We start from the raw sequence: 17,455 nt of genomic DNA on the forward strand, positions 1-17,455 counted from the left end.
GAAATGAGCGAATTCGATCATGCGGTAGACGGCGATCTGGTGCGTGCGCCGGACGGCAAGATAGCGGTGCCGCAGGATGTTCAGGACGCGATCCGCACGCTCATCCGCTGGACCGGCGACGACCCGGATCGCGAGGGTCTGCTCGATACCCCTAAGCGCGTTGGACGTGCCTGGAAAGAATATTGCCAGGGCTATGAAGAGGACCCGGGCGTGCATCTCTCGCGCACGTTCGAGGAAGTGGGCGGCTATGACGAACTTGTACTGCTGAAGGACATTCCCTTTCAGTCGCACTGCGAACACCACATGGCCCCGATTATCGGCAAGGCGCACATCGCCTATATGCCCACGGACCGAGTGGTCGGTATCTCCAAGCTAGCGCGCGTGCTGCACGGCTATGCCCGTCGTTTGCAGGTGCAGGAGCGCCTGACGGCCGAAGTGGCGCAGTGCATTCAGGACCAACTGAACCCGAGCGGTGTCGCAGTGGTGATCGAGGCCAGCCACGCCTGCATGACGGCGCGCGGCGTGCGCACACCGGGCGTGTCGATGGTCACCAGTCGGCTGCTGGGCGTGTTCCTGGACGATCAGCGCAGCCGCAAGGAAGTCATGAGCCTGATGGGCTATTGATCCGCTACGTTTGGGTTTCACGCAGAACGCGGGCTTTAGCGAAAAGTTAACGTGGCTGGGAACCTTAGCGACTTCGCTTCCGTTCATCGCACATCAAGCAAATGACTTGTGCACGAGAGAACAGGAAATGCTGAAGAATATTCTCCCCCTCATCATGTCCGGCGGTACGCTGCTCGCCGTTGTCGCTGCGATGGCAGCGACAGTCTAGAGCGCGTTCAAACCCGCCCGGAAGGCCCGGAAGGGCCATACGAAAAGGCGCGAGAACCATCGGTTCCCGCGCCTTTTCTGTAACTTGTAACGGGGGCATTGCAGCCCCCGTCGCTTATGCGTTGGCGTCGGACGGCGGGCTTGTGCCCTCGTCGCGCGGTGCGGTTCCGTCTTCGGCCTGCTCGACCGAAGCTTCCTCGAACACCTCGGCAGCGTCGGCTGCGCTCGGCACGCCTTCGTCCGAAGCATCGCCGTCGCCGGTGACTTCGGCGGCAAGCTCACGCAGCTCGGCCTGATCGTCTTCGAACATCTTGGCGATGACGTCGACGCCGCTGCGCTGCAGTTCGGCTTCGTCTTCGGAGCGGGCGACATTGACCTTGACGATCGAAACCACCTCGGGGTGCAGCATGACGCGTACGTCGTACATGCCGATCGACTTGATCGGGCGTTCCAGCACGATCATCGACTTGGTGATTTCGGCGCCCTGTTCGTTGAGGCCGTTCTCGATGTCGCGCACAGAAGCCGAACCGTAGAGCTGGCCGGTGTTGGAGGCGGCGCGGATCAGCGTCACTTCCAGACCGTCGACGTCCTTGGACTTGGTCTCGGCATCGCTGCGCTTGGAGGCGTTCTCGGCCTCGATACGCTCACGATTGGCTTCGAAAACCTCACGGTTCGCCTTGTTGGCGCGCAGGGCCTTCTTGTTGGGAAGGAGGAAGTTGCGCGCATAGCCGTCCTTCACGGTGACGACGTCACCGATCGTGCCCAGCTTCTCGACGCGTTCCAGCAGAATGATATCCATGATCTGGCTCTCCTTACTTCACGACATAAGGGAGCAGGCCGATGTGGCGTGCACGCTTGATCGCACGCGAAAGCTCGCGCTGCTTCTTGGCGGAAACCGCCGTGATCCGGCTGGGGACGATCTTGCCGCGCTCGGAAATATATCCCTGCAGCAGCTTGGTGTCCTTGAAGTCGATCTTCGGCGCATCGGGCCCGCTGAAGGGGCAGGTCTTGCGGCGGCGGAAAAAGGGTCGTGCCATGGCTTAGTTCCTTTCGTCCCGGTCGCGGCCGCGGCCGCCATCGCGTCCACCGTCACGGCCGCCCTTGCGGTCGCTGCGCTCGTTCTTGCGCATCTGCACCGACGGCTCGCTCTCCAGCTCATCCACGCGGATGGTGAGATAGCGGATCACGTCTTCGTTGACGCGGGTCTGGCGCTCCAGCTCTGCGATCACGCCCGCGGGCGCATCGATGTTGAGCATGACGTAATGCGCCTTGCGGTTCTTCTGGATCTTGTAGGCGAGGGACTTCAGGCCCCAGGTCTCGGTCTTGGTGACCTTGCCTTCGTTATCCTCGATGATTTTGGTCGCGTTCTGGGCGAGCGTATCGACCTGAGCCTGGCTCAGATCCTGGCGCGCCAGGAACACATGCTCGTATAACGGCATGAGTCATATCCTTTTCTTACCGATCGCTGACGCCGCACCGTGCGAACGCCCCTCCGGCTTTCTTCTGTCTCCCGCGGGGCGAACCCCCGGCGGAAGGGGCGCTCTTAGGCTAGCGGGCGGAAGAAGGCAAGGGCAGAGCAGCGAGAAAGGCCGGGAGAGCGGATTGGGCAGGCTTCAGGCGATATCCGGAAAGTCGCACCGGTCCGCAGACCCCCCCCTCTCAATTCGGACGAACCGAGTGGTACCGCCGACGAGTGGAGGGCGGTTTTCCGGTGGGGAGAGTGCGATCCTGCATCATACCCAATGTAGCAGATCGCCGATCCTGTAGGGAAGGTGGCATGCGTTGCGCGCTATCCGGCGTGCAAGCGAATGCGACATTCCACACCCTCCCGGCGGAACAGCAGGTCGGCTGCGTCGTCGCCCGAAAGCGACTTGGATATGAGGGTCGATCCGAAACCCGGCGCGGGCGCTTCTTCCACCGGCGGGCCGCCGCTTTCCTTCCAGATCAATTCCACGACGTCGGCCTCGCGGTCGATAGTGACATCGACCCGTCCGCTCTCATTGGAAAGCGCGCCATATTTCAGGGCGTTCGTCAAAAGCTCGTGAAGGACGAGGGCAAGACCCTGCGCCGGGGTCGCTCCCAGCCGGACTTCATCGACTACGGAAATGCGCACCTGACTGCTGGTCCCGTCGTAAGCGGCAAGCTCCGCCTGCAGGATAGTGCTGGGCAACATCGTCTCGGTTGCGCCTTCCACCAGCAGTTTATGCGTACGGGCGAGAGCGGCCACCCTGCGTTCCAGCGCCTTGGCAAAACTTGGCAGGTCGGGCGCCCCCTTGACCGATAGGCGTACCATTGACTGGATCATGCCGAGCATATTGCGCACGCGATGGTTCAGTTCGTCGGTGAGCAATCTGAGCATCGCTTCGGACCGTTTGCTTTCGGTCACATCGATGACATTGCCGATCAGCTTTACCGTCTTGCCGTCCTGATCCTGCATCGGACGACCGGCTGCCTGAATCCATCTTTCCTGGCCGCCCGCCGTCGTGATGCGGCATTCGAAATTCCAGTCACGATTTTCCGCGATGGCGCTTTTCTGCAGCTGGTCGACGCGCGCCCGATCCGCCTCTACGACATGGTCCAGGAACAAGTCGTAATTCCATCTTTCCAGACCGCCGGAGTAACCGAAGATTTCGTCATGGACTTCGTTTCTGACAGCGGCGCCGGAGCTTAAATCGAGCTCCCAAATTCCGATCTGGCCCGTCCGCAGCACAAGGCGGAGATGGTCCGCACTCTGTTCCTCGAATGGTTTCAAATCGGGCATGTCGAACCTGTGTTTCGCCTGTGCTTGGGGCGCGACCGTCATTTGCGCTCGGCATGAGATATGAGGCCTCGCCCGGCAGCCTTCAACGAACAGCCCGGACGCCAGGTCTTACCTTCAACCGGTGACAGTGCAGCGTCAATCCCGAGCTTCAATCCGCCGGATCAGGTCTTGCGCGAAATCGATCAGCGTATCGTCGCGCGCGCCCATGATGACGATGCGATCTCCATTCTCGGCCAATTGCACCAGCCGCTTGCCCACCTCTTCGCGCTCGGCAACATAGTCTGCAGTCCCGCCCGCTTCCTCGATGCGCGCGGTGATGTCTGCGCTACCCACGCTGCGATCCGTGGTGCCGCCGAAATAAACCGGATCGCACAGAAAAAGCCGGTCGTCGGCGTCCAGTTCCGCGGCGAACATGGCGGCGAGCTCATCACCCATGACGCGCAAGGGCCCGTAGCCATGGGGCTGGAAAAAGACGAGGAGTCGGCCCGGGAAGGCCTTAAGCGTGCGCAGCGTGGCGGCGATCTTTTCCGGATTATGCCCGAAATCGTCGATCACCGTCACGCCGCCCGCGGTGCCGACCACGTCAAAACGGCGACGCAGGCCTTCGAACCGACCGATGGCGGCAACCGCGTCCGTGATGGCAATGCCGGCGGCCTCGGCGGCAGCCAGAGCGGCGAGGGCGTTGGCGATATTATGGCGGCCGGGCACCTGCAGCGTGACCGGATAGCGCTTGCCGCGCGCCTCCAAAGTGAACCGGCTGCCGAGCGGCTGCTCCTCCACCTCGACCGCGCGGAAATTGGCGCCGTCCGAAAAGCCGAAGCCGACAACGCCGGTGATTTGTAGTCCGTCGATCAACGCCGCGCTTTCGCGGTCGTCGGCATTCCAGATGACATGGGTCGCGCGCCGCGCAAATTCGCCGAACAGATCGCGCAACTCGTCCATCGATTTGTGATCGAGGCTGATATTGGTGAGCACGGCGATGTAGGGATCGAACAGCGCGATCGATCCATCGCTTTCATCCACCTCGCTGACGAATGGGGCCCCGGCTCCCACACGGGCGCTGGCAAAGCCACCTTCTTCGCCCAGAAAATTCTTCATGACCGCGCCGTTCATCACGGTGGGATCCCGGTCGCAATCGGCCAGAATCCAGCCGGTCATGCCGGTGACGGTGGACTTGCCGCTGGTGCCGCCGACGGCGATCGGCAGTTCTGCCGCATTGAACAGCCGTGCGAGCAGCTGCGCGCGCGTAAGCCGTTCGCAGCCGCGGCGCTTGGCCGCAGCGATGTCCGGTACCGTGTCCTCGATCGCGGCGGATGCGATCAGCGTCTGGCCTTTCGCCAGACCGCTACCGTCCTGAGCAAACAGCGTGATGCCGCGCGCGCGCAGCCAGTCGAACTTGTCTTCGCTGCGTCCTTGATCGAGCGCACGATCCGATCCGGCGACGTTCGCGCCCTGAGCGCGCAATATGGTGGCGAGGGGCAGCATGCCACTGCCCCCGATGCCGCAAAAGAAATAGGAATTGTCCTTGGTCATCTGCGCTGGCTATGCGTGGCTGCAGGCTTTGGCAATGCGGGAGTGGACGGAACCATGCGGATCGGAATTTGCGCCCCGGCAACGCCGCTGTCGCACGAACAGGCGGGCGAGGTCTGGTCGCTGGCCAAGCAATATTATCCCGATGCGGATCTGGTGTTCGATCCGCAATGCTTTGAAGAGGACGGCCATTTCGCCGGTAGCGATGCGGACCGCAAGGCCGCATTCGTGCGGATGGCGAACGATCCGACGCTGGAGGCGATCTGGTTTGCCAAGGGCGGCTATGGGTCGTGCCGCATCGCGCAGGCGGCAGTGGCGGAATTGGGCGATGCGGCGAAGACCAAGCAGTATCTCGGATATAGCGATATGGGCTATCTGCTCGGCGCGCTGTACCGGGCCGGGATCGGCCATGTCACGCACGGGCCGATGCCCACCGATATCTCGCGCGAGGGCGGCAGTGCGGCCGTGGGCCGCGCGCTCGCCTGGCTGGTGCGGCGCGATGCATCGGCATTGGCGCCCTCGCTGCAGGCGGGGCAGCGTTATGCCTGTTTCAACCTGATTACGCTGGTAATGATGACGGGCACGCCGTTGATGCCGGACCTGTCGGGCCATGTGCTGATCCTAGAGGAGACCGGCGAATATCTCTATGCGATCGACCGGCTGTTCTTCCATGTAACCAGCGTTTTGAAAGACGCCGGCCTTACCGGGATCGCGTTAGGCGAGGTGACGGCGGTGCCCGAGAACGATCGCCCCTTCGGCGCCACTGCCGAGGAGATTGCGCAGGACTGGTGTGGGCGGGCCGGCATTCCCTATCTGGGAAGGGCCGAGGTCGGCCACTCGATCACCAACCATGTGGTGCCGTTCGGGCTGTTCCAGCCGCCCAAGGCCTGACCCTGCATCGCAGGATCGGGCTTCGGGACAACGCTATGCCTTGGTGGGCACCGGGATATTGGCTTCGGCCTTTTTGAAAGCCTCTTCCCAGCCGGTGAGATTGTTCTTGGCCTCGCGTACGAAGGGGCTGGCGCGGACATAGGCCATAATCGCTTTGGACAGCCAACTGCCCGGCGCGCGCATCGGGCGGGCGACCTGACAGAGCAGGATAATCCGCGTTTCGTCGGTGTTGTTCCACACCTCATGTTCGTAGGTGTCGTCAAAGACCACCCATTCGCCTTCGCCCCATTGCACGCGCTGATCCTCGACCTCCATCGTGCAGTTTTTCGCATCGCTGGGCACTTTTAGGCCGAGATGCGCGGTGATGAACGCCTTCGTCACGCCGCGATGGCGCGGGATGACGGTGCCGGGAGCGAGAATGGAGAAAAACGCACTATTGAGACCGGGAATTTTCTCGGCAAGCGCGGTGGTCTGGGGCGCGCGCGCGATATTTTCGTGGATACGCTCGCCATAGCCGATCAGGAAGAAGCTGCGCCAGCTATCGTCCGTGGCGATACCGGCATGATCGGGCGATAGGTCCTTGAGCGGCGGGATCGCGTTCTGGTGGCGGTAGATCGCCATCGCTTCCTCGCGGATCACGTCGGCATGCTTCGCCAACGCCGCGGTCCAATCGAAATCTCCGGCATCGAGCACCGGCGTGTTCGGAATGCGCGAAAAGCCCGCCAGCCAGTCGTTGATGCCATGGCGGTGCTTCTGAAAGAATTTGAACAGGAAGGAGCGCTTGGGTTCGGCCTGCGCTTCGTGCGCCTGCGGCTGGAATGCGTTCCGGTCGGTCAGGGTCTTAGACATGGTTCGCTCGTCAATTCGTCACTCTGGGTCCCCACCCGTAAGGAAATAGCTGGGGGTCAAATGTGGCGAATTTTCGAGCGAAGCATGGCGTCGGAAGCGGTATTTTCCGCCTTATTTGATCACTCTTCCGGCAAGAAGTCGGCCACCGACAGATAGCGCTCGCCGGTGTCGTAATTGAAGCCGAGCACGCGGGTGCCAGCAGGCAGGTCTTTGACCTTCTGCGCGATGGCAGCCAGCGTGGCACCGGAAGAGATGCCTATCAATATGCCTTCTTCGGAAGCGGACTTGCGTGCCCATTCCTTCGCGTCGGCCGGATCGACCTGAATAGCGCCGTCGATCGACTGGGTGTGCAGATTGTCCGGAATGAAGCCCGCGCCGATGCCTTGAATGGGGTGCGGACCCGGTTTTCCGCCGGAAATGACCGGCGATCCGGCTGGCTCCACGGCATAAGCCTTGAAGTTCGGCCATGCGTCTTTGAGCACTTCCGCGCAGCCGGTGATGTGGCCGCCGGTACCGACGCCGGTGATCATTACGTCGATCGGGCTATCCTCGAAATCCTTCAGGATTTCATGCGCCGTAGTGAGCTTGTGAATTTCGAAATTGGCGGGATTGTCGAACTGCTGCGGCATCCAGGCGCCGTCGGTCTGTTCGACCAGCTCTTTCGCGCGGCTGATCGCGCCGCCCATGCCGCCTTCCTTGGGCGTCAGATCGAAGGTGGCGCCGTAAGCGAGCATCAGGCGGCGGCGTTCGATCGACATGCTTTCGGGCATGACGAGGATGAGCTTGTAGCCCTTCACTGCGGCCACCATCGCAAGGCCGACGCCGGTATTGCCGGAGGTCGGTTCGATGATCGTGCCGCCCGGCTTCAGATGGCCGTCCTTCTCCGCCTTCTCGATCATGGCGAGGGCGATCCGGTCCTTGATCGATCCGCCGGGGTTCGATTTTTCGGATTTTACCCAGACTTCATGGTCGGGAAACAGCTTGGACAGACGAATATGCGGCGTGTTGCCGATGGTCTGGAGGATGGTGTCGGCTTTCATTCAAGGCGTCCCTTCGGCTTTGCTTTTCGTTTCCTGTTCAACCTTTGGTCCCGCCCCTCGTTCCATCGCGTCCGGCTCGGAGGCAAGAACCTCGTCCGACGGATCAAACGTTTTGGCCCCGGCGAGCTGCGGGAACAGGCGAATCCATACGGCGGTGATCGCCGTCGCGCCGATGCCGCCCGCCACCACCGCCCACACCGGCCCGATCAACGCGGCGAGGAACCCGGATTCGGCCTCGCCCAGTTCGTTGGAGGCGCTGATGGTAAGCTGCGACACCGCGCCAACCCGCCCGCGCTTGTCGTCCGGCGTGTTCAGCTGGATCAGCGACTGGCGGATATAGACGCTGAACATGTCCGACGCGCCGACGACGAACAGGCACAACATCGAGAACCAGAGGAGCGTGGAGAAACCGAAGGCGATCGTCGCGCCGCCGAATACGAACACGGCGACGAGCATTTTGACGCCCACATTGGACTTCAGCGGCACGATGCTGAAAATCGCAGCAACTACGGCCGCGCCCACCGCGGGCGATGCGGCCAGGAGCGACAAGGCGTGCTCCGGGCTGCCGCGTACCCAGTCCCCGATGGGGCCACCGATCATGTCCGCGGACCAATCCAGATCGATGATGTCGCGCGCGAAGACCGGGATCAGCGCGGTTGCGCCGGCAAGCAGCACGGCGAACAGATCGAGCGTGATCGCGCCGAACACCAGCTTGTTGCGCCAGACGTAGCGGGCGCCCTCGACGATCTGCTCGATTGGTCCGGTGCGCTTGGGCGCGCTGCGCGGCACATCGCCGACAAAGAACATGCAGATTGCCGAAGCGGCGTAGAGGATGGCGGACAGGGTGTAGGGCAGATGCGGCGCGATGCCGTAAAGCGGACCGGCGATGCCCGGGCCCACCAGCGCGCCGAACTGCCAGGCGATGGTACTAAGCGCGATGGCCTGTGGCAGCACCTCCTTCGGCACCAGATTGGGGGCGAGGGCGCCCTGTGCTGGCCCCAGAAATGCCCGCGCCGTGCCCAGCAACACCGCCATGAAATAAAGCAGCGTGAGCGTCATGGATTGGCTGTAGGTGAGCAGCGCCAGCGTGCCGGCGATGGCCGCGAGTGCGGTCAACACGATCCGCACCACCCAGCGCCGGTCCATATGATCGGCGACCCAGCCGGTGACCGGCGTCAGGCAGAACAGGGGAATGAACTGGAGGAGCCCGATCAGCCCCAGCCGTGCCGAAGCCCCGGCGATGCCCATCGTCTCACGCGCAAGATTATAGGCCTGCCAGGCGACGATCAGCATCATCGCATAAACCGCGAGCATGCTGAACAGGCGCGTGAACCAGTAGAAGCGGTAATTCGCGATGCGGAAGGGGTGGGGGGCGGCGCTCATCGCCGCACGCTATGGGGACGGCGGCGGGGCAGGGCAATATGGCGTGCGATTGGGCGCGGGATAGCCGCGCTATTTTCCGGGGCGCAAGCATTGCTTGGTCTCCGCCCGTCCCTGTGCCAGTCTCCCGCCATCAACAGGAGAAGAGTCCATGAACCTGCCCCGTCTGCCCCGGCTTCGTCATATTGCCGCGCTCGCCGCTTCCACCGCTGCGCTTGCCGCCTGCCAGACGGCGAGTACCGCGCCCCCCGCAAACAGCGCGGCGGCGTCCACCGGCACCACCCTTGATCAAGGCAAATGGGCCAATTTCCGCGATGCCTTCCTCACCGGCTATTTCAACCAATACCCCAATTTCGCGGTTTATCAGGGCAAGCATCAATATGATGGCATGCTGCCCGACTGGAGCCCGGCTGGACTTGCCGCGCAAAAAGCCTTTCTGAAGACGACGATCCGCGACGCGAAGGCGATGAGCGGGCTGACCGAGAAGGAACGGTTCGAGCGGGATTATCTGGTGCATGTAGCACAAGGCCAGCTGTTCTTTCTGGAAGATGCGGACTTCCCGCACAAGAACCCGGCTTTCTACGTCGGCGGGCTCGATCCCAATGTCTATATCGCGCGGCCCTATGCGGACGAGAAAACGCGCATGAAGGCATTTATCAAATATGCCGAAAACGTCCCTGCCGCCGCGGCGCAGATCAAGAACAATCTGAAACTGCCGCTGCCCGAAACCTTCGTCAAATATGGCCAGGCCGGGTTCGGCGGGTTTGCGGATTATTATACCGGCGATGCCAAGGAAGCCTTCGCTGGCGTGAAGGATCCTGCTTTGCAGGCGCAGTTCGATGCGGCGACCGCCAAGGCTGCTGCGGCGATGCGCGATCTGAGCGACTATGTCGGATCGCAGCCCGCCACGAAAGGCGGCTTCGCCATCGGCGTGCGCAATTTCTCCAAAATGATCCTGACCAACGAAGGCGTCGATACGCCGCTCGATCAGTTGGAAGCGATCGGCGAGGCGGATCTGGCGCGCAATCAGGCGGCGCTACGTGAGGCCTGCGGCCAGTTCGCGCCAGGAGCGAGCATTCCCGATTGCATCGCCAAGATGTCCGCCGACAAGCCGGAGGGCGGACCGGTGGCCGAGGCGCGCCGCCAGCTGCCGATGCTGCGCCAGTTCATCATCGACAACGATATCGTGACGATCCCCGGCACCGAGCAGGCGAAGGTCGAGGAATCGCCGCCCTATAATCGGCAGAACAGCGCTTATATCGATATTCCCGGGCCCTATGAGACCGGCTTGCCCAGCGTCTATTACATCTCGCCGCCTGATCCGAACTGGGATGCGGCAACACGCGCGGCCTATATTCCGGGCGTGAAGGATTTGCTGTTCACGTCGGTGCACGAGGTGTGGCCCGGCCACTTCCTCAACTTCCTGCACTCCAACCGGTCGGACAGCATCTTCGGCCAGCTGTTCGTCGGCTATGCCTTTGCGGAGGGCTGGGCGCATTATACCGAAGAGATGATGTACGATGCGGGCCTGAACGATTTCGATCCGGAGACGCATATCGGGCAGCTCTCCAACGCGCTGCTGCGTGATTGCCGCTTCCTCTCCGCCATCCGTCTGCATACGGGCCGCATGACGGTGGAGCAGAGCTACGACCTGTTTCGCAACGAATGCTATCAGGACGAAGGCAATGCACGGCAGCAGGCGGCGCGCGGCACCTATGATCCGCAATATCTCAACTACACCATGGGCAAGCTGATGATCCGCAAGCTGCGCGAGGACTGGACCAAGGGGGATCGTTCGAAGTGGAAGGCCTTCCACGACGAGTTTCTAAGCTATGGCGGCCCGCCGATCCCGATGGTGCGCGCGGCCATGCTGAACGAGCCGACAGCGCGCGCGGTGTTCTGAACCGCGCGTAGTTGAAATACCCCCCAAGGGTATGCATGTAGCGGTCTGAAGTTTCGAGGACCGCTTCTTATGCCGATCACCCTGTCGCGCCGCCAGCTTATCGGCGGCACCACTCTGGGCGCTGCCGCAATGGCGGCGCCCGCCTGGGCGCGTGGCGGCGATCTGGCTCATGACGGATTGCTACGTGCGGGCTTCGACGAGGTGCACGGGCGGGAGATCGACCTCACTATCGGGGAGGGCCACCGCATCGTGCAGGGCCGCCGCGGCCACGCCGTTGCGGTAAACGGCAGCGTGCCCGGGCCACTCGTTCGCCTGAAAGAGGGTGAGCCGGTGCGCATCAATGTCACCAACACGTTGGACACCGACAGCTCGATCCATTGGCACGGCCTGCTGCTGCCCTTTCAATATGACGGCGTACCTGGCGTCAGCTTTCCAGGCATCGGCCCGGGCGAAACATTCACTTACGACATTCCGGCACTACGTCAGAACGGCACCTATTGGTGGCACAGCCATTCCGGCCTGCAGGAGCAGACGGGCCATTATGGGCCGATCGTGGTGGATCCAAAGGGCGCCGATCCGGTGTCCGCGGACCGCGATTATGTGCTGCTGCTGAGCGAATTTACGCCCCGCCATCCGCATGAAATCATGGCCAAGCTGAAAAAGGGCGAGGGCTATTTCAATTATCAGCAGACGACCGCTACCGACGATTACCCGCTGAGCGGCGCGGACCGGCGGATGTGGGCCCGCATGCGGATGATGGCGACCGATATTCTGGACGTGACCGGATCGACCTATACCTACCTCACCAACGGCCGCGGCCCGAAGGAAGGCATGGAATTTGCGTTCCAGCCGGGCGAACGGGTGCGGCTGCGCGTGATCAACGGATCGGCGATGAGCTTCTTCAACCTGCGCATTCCCGGACTTCCGCTGACGGTAGTGGCCGCAGACGGACAGAATGTGCAGCCCGTGGAGGTGGACGAGCTGCAGATCGGGGTGGCGGAAACCTATGACGTGCTGGTGGAGCCCGGCCGGCTTGCGGCCTATACCATCGTCGCCGAGGCGATGGACCGGTCCGGTATGGCCGTTGCGACGCTCGCTTCCACGCCCGGTGCGCGTGCCGCCATTCCGCCGCTGCGCGATCCTCCGCTGCTCACGATGGCGGACATGGGCATGAACCACGGAGCCACGGGCGGCGGCGATGGCCTGGCGGGCATGGATCACGGCGCAATGGACCATGGTGCGATGGGGCATGGCGCGATGAACCATGGCGGCATGGATCATGGGGCCGCCTCGGACAAAGATGGCGCCATGGCGGGTATGGACATGTCTGGCATGGCGATGCGCGACACCGCGCTGCTGCCCGATGACGTCAAGGTCGGCCCCGGGATCGACATGGTTTCGATGAACCCGGTCGATAAAATGGGCGATCCGGGCATCGGGCTGGCCGATGTCGGCCACCGCGTCCTGAACTATCGCAAGCTGCGCGCGCTTTCGCCCAATCCGGACAGACGCACGCCGTCGCGCTTCATGGAAATCCACCTCACCGGCAATATGGAGCGCTATATGTGGTCCTTCGACGGCCGGAAGTTCACCGCCGTCAGCGACGATCCGATCCGCTTTGCCTATAATGAACGCGTGCGGGTGAAGCTGGTGAACGACACCATGATGGCGCACCCGATCCATCTGCACGGCCATTTCTTCGAGCTGGTGAATGGTGCAGACAGCGCGCACCAGCCGCTGAAACACACCGTGATCGTTCAGCCCGGTGGCAGCGCGCAGTTCGATCTGACGGCCAATGAGCCCGGCGATTGGGCCTTTCACTGCCACCTGCTGTATCACATGCACGCAGGGATGTTTCAGATCGTCAGCGTCGCAGCGCCGGGGACGGCGGCGTGACGCGCACGATCGCTCTGCTGTTCGCACTCGCCGCCAGTCCTGTTGCGGCCCAGCATGCAGGCCATGGCGGCCATGCTGGTATGCAGCAGGCCGAGCCGGAAAAGGCCCCCGCTTCCGGGGCCGACACCGCCGACGGGAAAGCGACCGCCAAGGATAATGCCGGTTCGAGCCATTCCGGCATGGATCACGGTGCGATGAACCACGGCTCCATGAACCATGACGCCAAGAACCACGGCTCGATGGATCACAGCTCCATGAGCCAAGGGACCATGGACCACGGAACCATGGACCACAGCGGCATAGATCATGGCAGAATGAATCACGGCGCGGTGGACCACAGCCGGATGACGCCGCAGGCCGCCGACAATGTCGCGCCCGCCCCCGGCGCCCCCGGCGCTGGTGGCGCTCCGTCCACCGGCACCGTCCCCACCTTCGAAGCCCCACCGCCCGCTGCCGCCGGCAGCGGGCCGGCTCGCGCCGCCGACGCCATCTGGGGCGCCGATGCGATGCGGGCTTCCCGCCAGCAGTTGAAAACCGAAAATGGCGGACAGCGTTTTTTCTGGTCCATGGCCGACCGCGCCGAATATCGCGCCCGTGATGGGCGCGCCGGCTATCTGTGGGACCTGCAAGGCTTCTACGGCGGCGATATCGACAAGTTCTTCTACAAGAGCGAGGGCGAGGGCAGCTTCGGCGAGAAGATCGAGCGTGCCGAGGTGCAGGCTTTGTGGAGCCACGCCATCGGCCCCTGGTTCGATCTGCAGACAGGGCTGCGGCAGGATTTCGCACCACGCGATCGCACCTACGCCGTGATCGGCGTTCAGGGGCTGGCCCCTTATCGCTTCGAAGTCGATACCGCTCTGTTCCTATCGGACACTGGTGATCTGACCGCCCGTGCCGAGGCGGAGCTGGATCAGCGCATCACCCAGCGCCTGATCTTGCAACCGCGCGCTGAGTTCAACTTCGCGGGGCAGGACGTGCCGGAACTAGGCATCGGTGCAGGGCTCGACCGCGCAGAGCTGGGCCTGCGTCTGCGCTACGAAATCGCCCGCGAGTTCGCGCCATATATAGGCATCGAACAGGAATGGCGTGTAGGTCGCAGTGCCGACTTTGCCCGCGCGGAAGGCGAGCGTCCGTCGGCGACCAACTTTGTCGCCGGGGTGCGCTTGTGGTTCTGATCACGCGGTCCCTCTCCAATCTGCGCGAAAGGTGACAAGGATGACATGGCGTCCGCGTCAAGTGCATCCAAATGTAGCGGCACCGGATTCTCAAAAAGCTTTCTTTGTAGTTAACAATGATATAATGCAGCATCGGGGCGCAGATAGGGGGTTTAGCGATGGCAACTTTCTTTGGCAGCAGTCTCAACGAAAACCTAGTCGGCACGCCTGGCGACGACAGATTCTTGATATCTCCCGGCGTGGATACGCTTGATGGAGCCGGAGGAATCGACAGCCTAATCGTAAGTTTCCCTCCGCCAGCACCCGGCAGTATCGTCTCCATCATATTCGGCTCGGCGTCTGTCAGCGTTCCTCTTTTTAATATCGATACGACCTTCTCGAATTTCGAGCGGGTCGAGATGAATTACCTCAATAGTCTTGTGACGTATTCCATCGACGCGTCGCAGGTCGTTTTGCCGAGCGGTCCGTCAAGTTTCGACCGCCGGTATGGGATCGATATCAATACGGGTTCCGGTGACGACACCATTTTTGGGAGTGCAGGGGTTGATCGGATCGACGCCGGCTCAGGCGTCAATTCTATCTCAGCAGGTGCGGGCGACGATGAGATAAGGGTGTCGGGGAGCGGCAGCACCATAGACGGGGGGGCCGGTTTCGACCGGGTCACCATTTCCGGCTTGACCGGCAGCATCATTGTTTCCGGAGCCAGTTCTGCAATCGATGTCGCCGGAGATACCGTATCAAATGCTGAATTTCTTCTCCTTGAGGCGTCCGGGGGCTCGCGCATCGATGCGAGCAATTCACCTATAGGGATCCAGATTAGAGAGAGCCGGGATAATTTCGACGATACCCTGATCGGGTCGCAGTTCAGCGACTCTTTCTACCTTGCTGCGGGCCTTGGAACCGACGTCGTTTCCGGCGGAGCGGGAATCGACAACTTCTTTTTCAATTTCGATTTCGGTGTTCCCGTCAAAGGGATCGACGGCACGACGATCACGGATCTGGAGCTTGGCGAGTCACTCCTTTTGGCGTCCCAGAACGACGCACAGATAAATTCCTTTCTTGGTCGCAACGCATTCACCGGCGTCGCCGGACAGGTCCGCTACGAATTCAATAACGGCCAGACCATTATCCAATTCGATTATGATGGCGATGCACGCTCCGATGCAAGTTTGATCCTGTCGAACGGCATGTTCGCGCTGAGTCAGAAAGCGGTGCCGCAGTTCGTCCTCGAGATCGACCCTACAGGCACGGTCTCTGATGGACTGATTTCCGGTGCAACCGTCTTCGCGGACTCCAATGGAAACGGTTCGTTGGACGCCGGAGAGCAGTCGGTGATCACCGATGGGGCAGGTCAATACAGTTGGTCGACGGCACCTTCGGGCCCCATAGTCGCGCAAGGCGGTACGAATTTGGATACCGGCCTTCCCAACCTAATCACTCTGCAGGCCCCTGCAGGTTCGGGCGTTGTGAACCCCCTTACCTTGTTGATTAAGTCCTATATGGACAGTCAGGCTACCGATGCCGCAACCGCCGAAGCCGCATTGAAAGCCGCCCTAGGCATAGCACCTACACTGGACCTTCTTAACGTGGACCTGGTGACGGCGTCAGCTTCGAGTGCGGCTGCCCTCGAAGCCCAAAAACTTGCAGCGATGGTGGTAAACATCGTCACCGCGGGCGCGCAGACAAGCGGCGCAGCGAATGCCGAAGCCACCCTCCTTGGTTCGCTCGTTGATCAGATCGTTGCAAGTCCAGCCGGTGCGCTGGACCTGACCAATGCTCAAACGTTACAAACTGTTCTCGGAACGGTCCTGAGTGGTTCGACGCTGGACAAGCAGGTAACCACACTTGCGTCTGCTAACGCGTCCATAGACAATTCCTCTTCGCTGGCGGGCGTATCGGCAGGCCAACTGGCGGCATTGACCCCGCTTTTGAACACCGACAGCAATTATACCGCCTCCAACGTTTCGGTGGATGAAGGCAACAGCATGACCGGCGCGGCGATTGTGCAAATCACGCGGCCCGCAGGTCAGATCTTAGTAGCCCAAACGCTTTACGCTAAGGTGGCTGGCGGCTCTGCGGTTCAGGGCGAAGACTATATCGTCGCGACCGGTGCCACCTTTGGGGTGGGTCAGACCGCGGCTAGCGCCGTGTTGTTCATTCAAGGAGATACCAAGTTCGAGCCTGACGAGACCGTGACTATCGAGTTCTACAGGGATGCGGCGTTCACTCAACTCGCGACCTCGGCGACAGTCACCATCCTCAACGACGACGCGAAGCCTGCAGGCCTGCTGGAGGCAACCTCGGGGAACGACCTGATCTTCGCAACCGGCGCTGAAAACGCGACGCTTTCGGGCGGTGCGGGCGATGATACCTATGTAATCGCCAACGCCGGTGACCAGATTGTCGAAGGGCCGGGCGGGGGCATTGACACTGTGCTTACATCGATCAGTTATGCGCTCAACGGTGGCGCGCTGGTCGAAAACGTCTCGACCCAGACCCATGCCGATACCACCCCGATAGATCTTATCGGCAACAGTCATTCGCAGCAGATGATCGGCAATTTCGGCAATAACGTGCTCAATGGCAATGGCGGCCTCGACACCTTAATCGGTCTCAAGGGCGATGACATTTATGTCGTGGGCGATCCGGGAGTCGCCATTCGCGAAGTGGCAGGCGAAGGTTTCGACACTGTATACACCGGTACTTCCTACAAACTTGGCGCAGGCGTTTCGGTAGAGGTCCTCTCGACGCAAACGCATGCCGATACCGCAGCTCTCGACCTGAGCGGTAACGAACTCGCCCAGCAGATCGTGGGGAATATGGGTAACAATGTCCTTGATGGCGGCGCCGGTTCAGACGTTCTCATCGGCCTTGGCGGTGCGGACACGTTCGCGTTCACCACCGCGCTTGGCGGCGACAATGTCGACATGATCCAAGATTTTTCGGCGAGCGAGGGTGATCGTATTTTGCTGTCTTCCTCGGTCTTCGACAAACTTGCCGCCGGAACTCTCTCAGGCAGCGCCTTTGCTACTGGCAAGGCTGCGACCACCGCCGACCATCGGATCATCTACGACAAAGATTCCGGCCAGCTATTCTACGATCCCGATGGAAACGGTTCGGCCGAGGCCATCTTGTTTGCAACTTTTTCTCCCGGCACCATTGTCGAAGCTAGCAGCGTCGCTGTGCTCTAAGGAAGATG

14 protein-coding genes are annotated in these 17,455 nt (G+C 61.7%); 6 read left to right on the forward strand and 8 right to left on the reverse strand.

From position 1 onward, the window contains the following. The first annotated feature begins 3 nt into the window (after window positions 1-3). A complete protein-coding gene (folE, locus tag H7X45_RS02640; protein ID WP_187336015.1) occupies window positions 4-624 on the forward strand; it encodes a GTP cyclohydrolase I FolE in 621 nt (206 codons plus the stop codon). A 322-nt stretch (window positions 625-946) separates the two neighbouring features. Here folE and rplI read toward each other — a convergent pair whose 3' ends face one another. From rplI to H7X45_RS02665, 5 genes are all read right to left on the reverse strand, one after another. Next, the gene (gene rplI / locus H7X45_RS02645) at window positions 947-1,630 is read right to left on the reverse strand and encodes a 50S ribosomal protein L9 (protein WP_187336016.1); all 684 of its coding nucleotides are present in this window, start codon (window positions 1,628-1,630) and stop codon (window positions 947-949) included. A 13-nt stretch (window positions 1,631-1,643) separates the two neighbouring features. Continuing rightward, window positions 1,644-1,868, reverse strand: coding sequence for a 30S ribosomal protein S18 (gene rpsR, locus H7X45_RS02650; RefSeq protein WP_187336017.1), 225 nt, complete (start codon window positions 1,866-1,868; stop codon window positions 1,644-1,646). A gap of 3 nt (window positions 1,869-1,871) precedes the next feature. Then, window positions 1,872-2,270 carry a 30S ribosomal protein S6 gene (rpsF, locus tag H7X45_RS02655; protein ID WP_187336018.1) on the reverse strand — a complete coding sequence of 133 codons (399 nt, stop codon included), beginning with the start codon at window positions 2,268-2,270 and terminating at the stop codon, window positions 1,872-1,874. Window positions 2,271-2,620: 350 nt separating this feature from the next. Further along, a complete protein-coding gene (locus H7X45_RS02660) occupies window positions 2,621-3,592 on the reverse strand; it encodes a sensor histidine kinase (protein ID WP_187336019.1) in 972 nt (323 codons plus the stop codon). 135 nt (window positions 3,593-3,727) lie between these two features. Then, the gene (locus H7X45_RS02665) at window positions 3,728-5,125 is read right to left on the reverse strand and encodes a glutamate ligase domain-containing protein (protein WP_187336020.1); all 1,398 of its coding nucleotides are present in this window, start codon (window positions 5,123-5,125) and stop codon (window positions 3,728-3,730) included. Between the two features lie 54 nt (window positions 5,126-5,179). On the opposite strand from H7X45_RS02665, the gene H7X45_RS02670 reads away from it, so the two are divergent. Next, entirely contained in the window at window positions 5,180-6,013 is an 834-nt protein-coding gene (locus H7X45_RS02670; RefSeq protein ID WP_187336947.1) for an LD-carboxypeptidase, read from the forward strand. Window positions 6,014-6,046: 33 nt separating this feature from the next. Here the strand turns inward: H7X45_RS02670 and H7X45_RS02675 are convergent, their stop codons facing one another. The 3 genes from H7X45_RS02675 to H7X45_RS02685 form a co-directional block, all read right to left on the reverse strand. Next, window positions 6,047-6,862 (reverse strand): aspartyl/asparaginyl beta-hydroxylase domain-containing protein, encoded by an 816-nt coding sequence (locus H7X45_RS02675; protein ID WP_187336021.1) that lies wholly within the window; start codon window positions 6,860-6,862, stop codon window positions 6,047-6,049. Between the two features lie 119 nt (window positions 6,863-6,981). After that, a complete protein-coding gene (gene cysK / locus H7X45_RS02680) occupies window positions 6,982-7,902 on the reverse strand; it encodes a cysteine synthase A (protein ID WP_187336022.1) in 921 nt (306 codons plus the stop codon). Further along, entirely contained in the window at window positions 7,903-9,285 is a 1,383-nt protein-coding gene (locus tag H7X45_RS02685) for an MFS transporter (protein WP_187336023.1), read from the reverse strand. 148 nt (window positions 9,286-9,433) lie between these two features. Here H7X45_RS02685 and H7X45_RS02690 point away from each other — a divergent pair, with 148 nt between their 5' ends. The 4 genes from H7X45_RS02690 to H7X45_RS02705 all read left to right on the forward strand — a co-directional run bounded on the left by H7X45_RS02690 (window position 9,434) and on the right by H7X45_RS02705 (window position 17,447). Then, window positions 9,434-11,185, forward strand: a complete 1,752-nt coding sequence (locus H7X45_RS02690; RefSeq protein ID WP_187336024.1) for a DUF885 domain-containing protein — start codon at window positions 9,434-9,436, stop codon at window positions 11,183-11,185. A 69-nt stretch (window positions 11,186-11,254) separates the two neighbouring features. After that, window positions 11,255-13,081, forward strand: a complete 1,827-nt coding sequence (locus tag H7X45_RS02695) for a copper resistance system multicopper oxidase (protein ID WP_187336025.1) — start codon at window positions 11,255-11,257, stop codon at window positions 13,079-13,081. Beyond that, a complete protein-coding gene (locus tag H7X45_RS02700) occupies window positions 13,078-14,256 on the forward strand; it encodes a copper resistance protein B (protein WP_246449598.1) in 1,179 nt (392 codons plus the stop codon). The genes H7X45_RS02695 and H7X45_RS02700 overlap by 4 nt, the downstream gene beginning before the upstream one ends. Before the next feature lie 158 nt (window positions 14,257-14,414). After that, a complete protein-coding gene (locus H7X45_RS02705) occupies window positions 14,415-17,447 on the forward strand; it encodes a beta strand repeat-containing protein (RefSeq protein ID WP_187336026.1) in 3,033 nt (1,010 codons plus the stop codon). The last annotated feature ends 8 nt before the right edge of the window (window positions 17,448-17,455 follow it).

The sequence above is a fragment of the Novosphingopyxis iocasae genome (genome assembly GCF_014334095.1).
Taxonomy (GTDB): Bacteria; Pseudomonadota; Alphaproteobacteria; order Sphingomonadales; family Sphingomonadaceae; genus Novosphingopyxis; species Novosphingopyxis iocasae.

Bases quoted from the DNA above. Each gene is read 5' to 3' on its own strand.
- folE (WP_187336015.1), top strand. From the start codon at position 4: ATGAGCGAATTCGATCATGCGGTAGACGGCGATCTGGTGCGTGCGCCG.
- H7X45_RS02705 (WP_187336026.1), top strand. From the start codon at position 14,415: ATGGCAACTTTCTTTGGCAGCAGTCTCAACGAAAACCTAGTCGGCACG.
- cysK (WP_187336022.1), bottom strand. From the start codon at position 7,902: ATGAAAGCCGACACCATCCTCCAGACCATCGGCAACACGCCGCATATT.
- H7X45_RS02660 (WP_187336019.1), bottom strand. From the start codon at position 3,592: ATGCCCGATTTGAAACCATTCGAGGAACAGAGTGCGGACCATCTCCGC.
- rplI (WP_187336016.1), bottom strand. From the start codon at position 1,630: ATGGATATCATTCTGCTGGAACGCGTCGAGAAGCTGGGCACGATCGGT.
- H7X45_RS02665 (WP_187336020.1), bottom strand. From the start codon at position 5,125: ATGACCAAGGACAATTCCTATTTCTTTTGCGGCATCGGGGGCAGTGGC.
- rpsR (WP_187336017.1), bottom strand. From the start codon at position 1,868: ATGGCACGACCCTTTTTCCGCCGCCGCAAGACCTGCCCCTTCAGCGGG.
- H7X45_RS02695 (WP_187336025.1), top strand. From the start codon at position 11,255: ATGCCGATCACCCTGTCGCGCCGCCAGCTTATCGGCGGCACCACTCTG.
- H7X45_RS02690 (WP_187336024.1), top strand. From the start codon at position 9,434: ATGAACCTGCCCCGTCTGCCCCGGCTTCGTCATATTGCCGCGCTCGCC.
- H7X45_RS02685 (WP_187336023.1), bottom strand. From the start codon at position 9,285: ATGAGCGCCGCCCCCCACCCCTTCCGCATCGCGAATTACCGCTTCTAC.
- H7X45_RS02675 (WP_187336021.1), bottom strand. From the start codon at position 6,862: ATGTCTAAGACCCTGACCGACCGGAACGCATTCCAGCCGCAGGCGCAC.
- rpsF (WP_187336018.1), bottom strand. From the start codon at position 2,270: ATGCCGTTATACGAGCATGTGTTCCTGGCGCGCCAGGATCTGAGCCAG.
- H7X45_RS02670 (WP_187336947.1), top strand. From the start codon at position 5,180: ATGCGGATCGGAATTTGCGCCCCGGCAACGCCGCTGTCGCACGAACAG.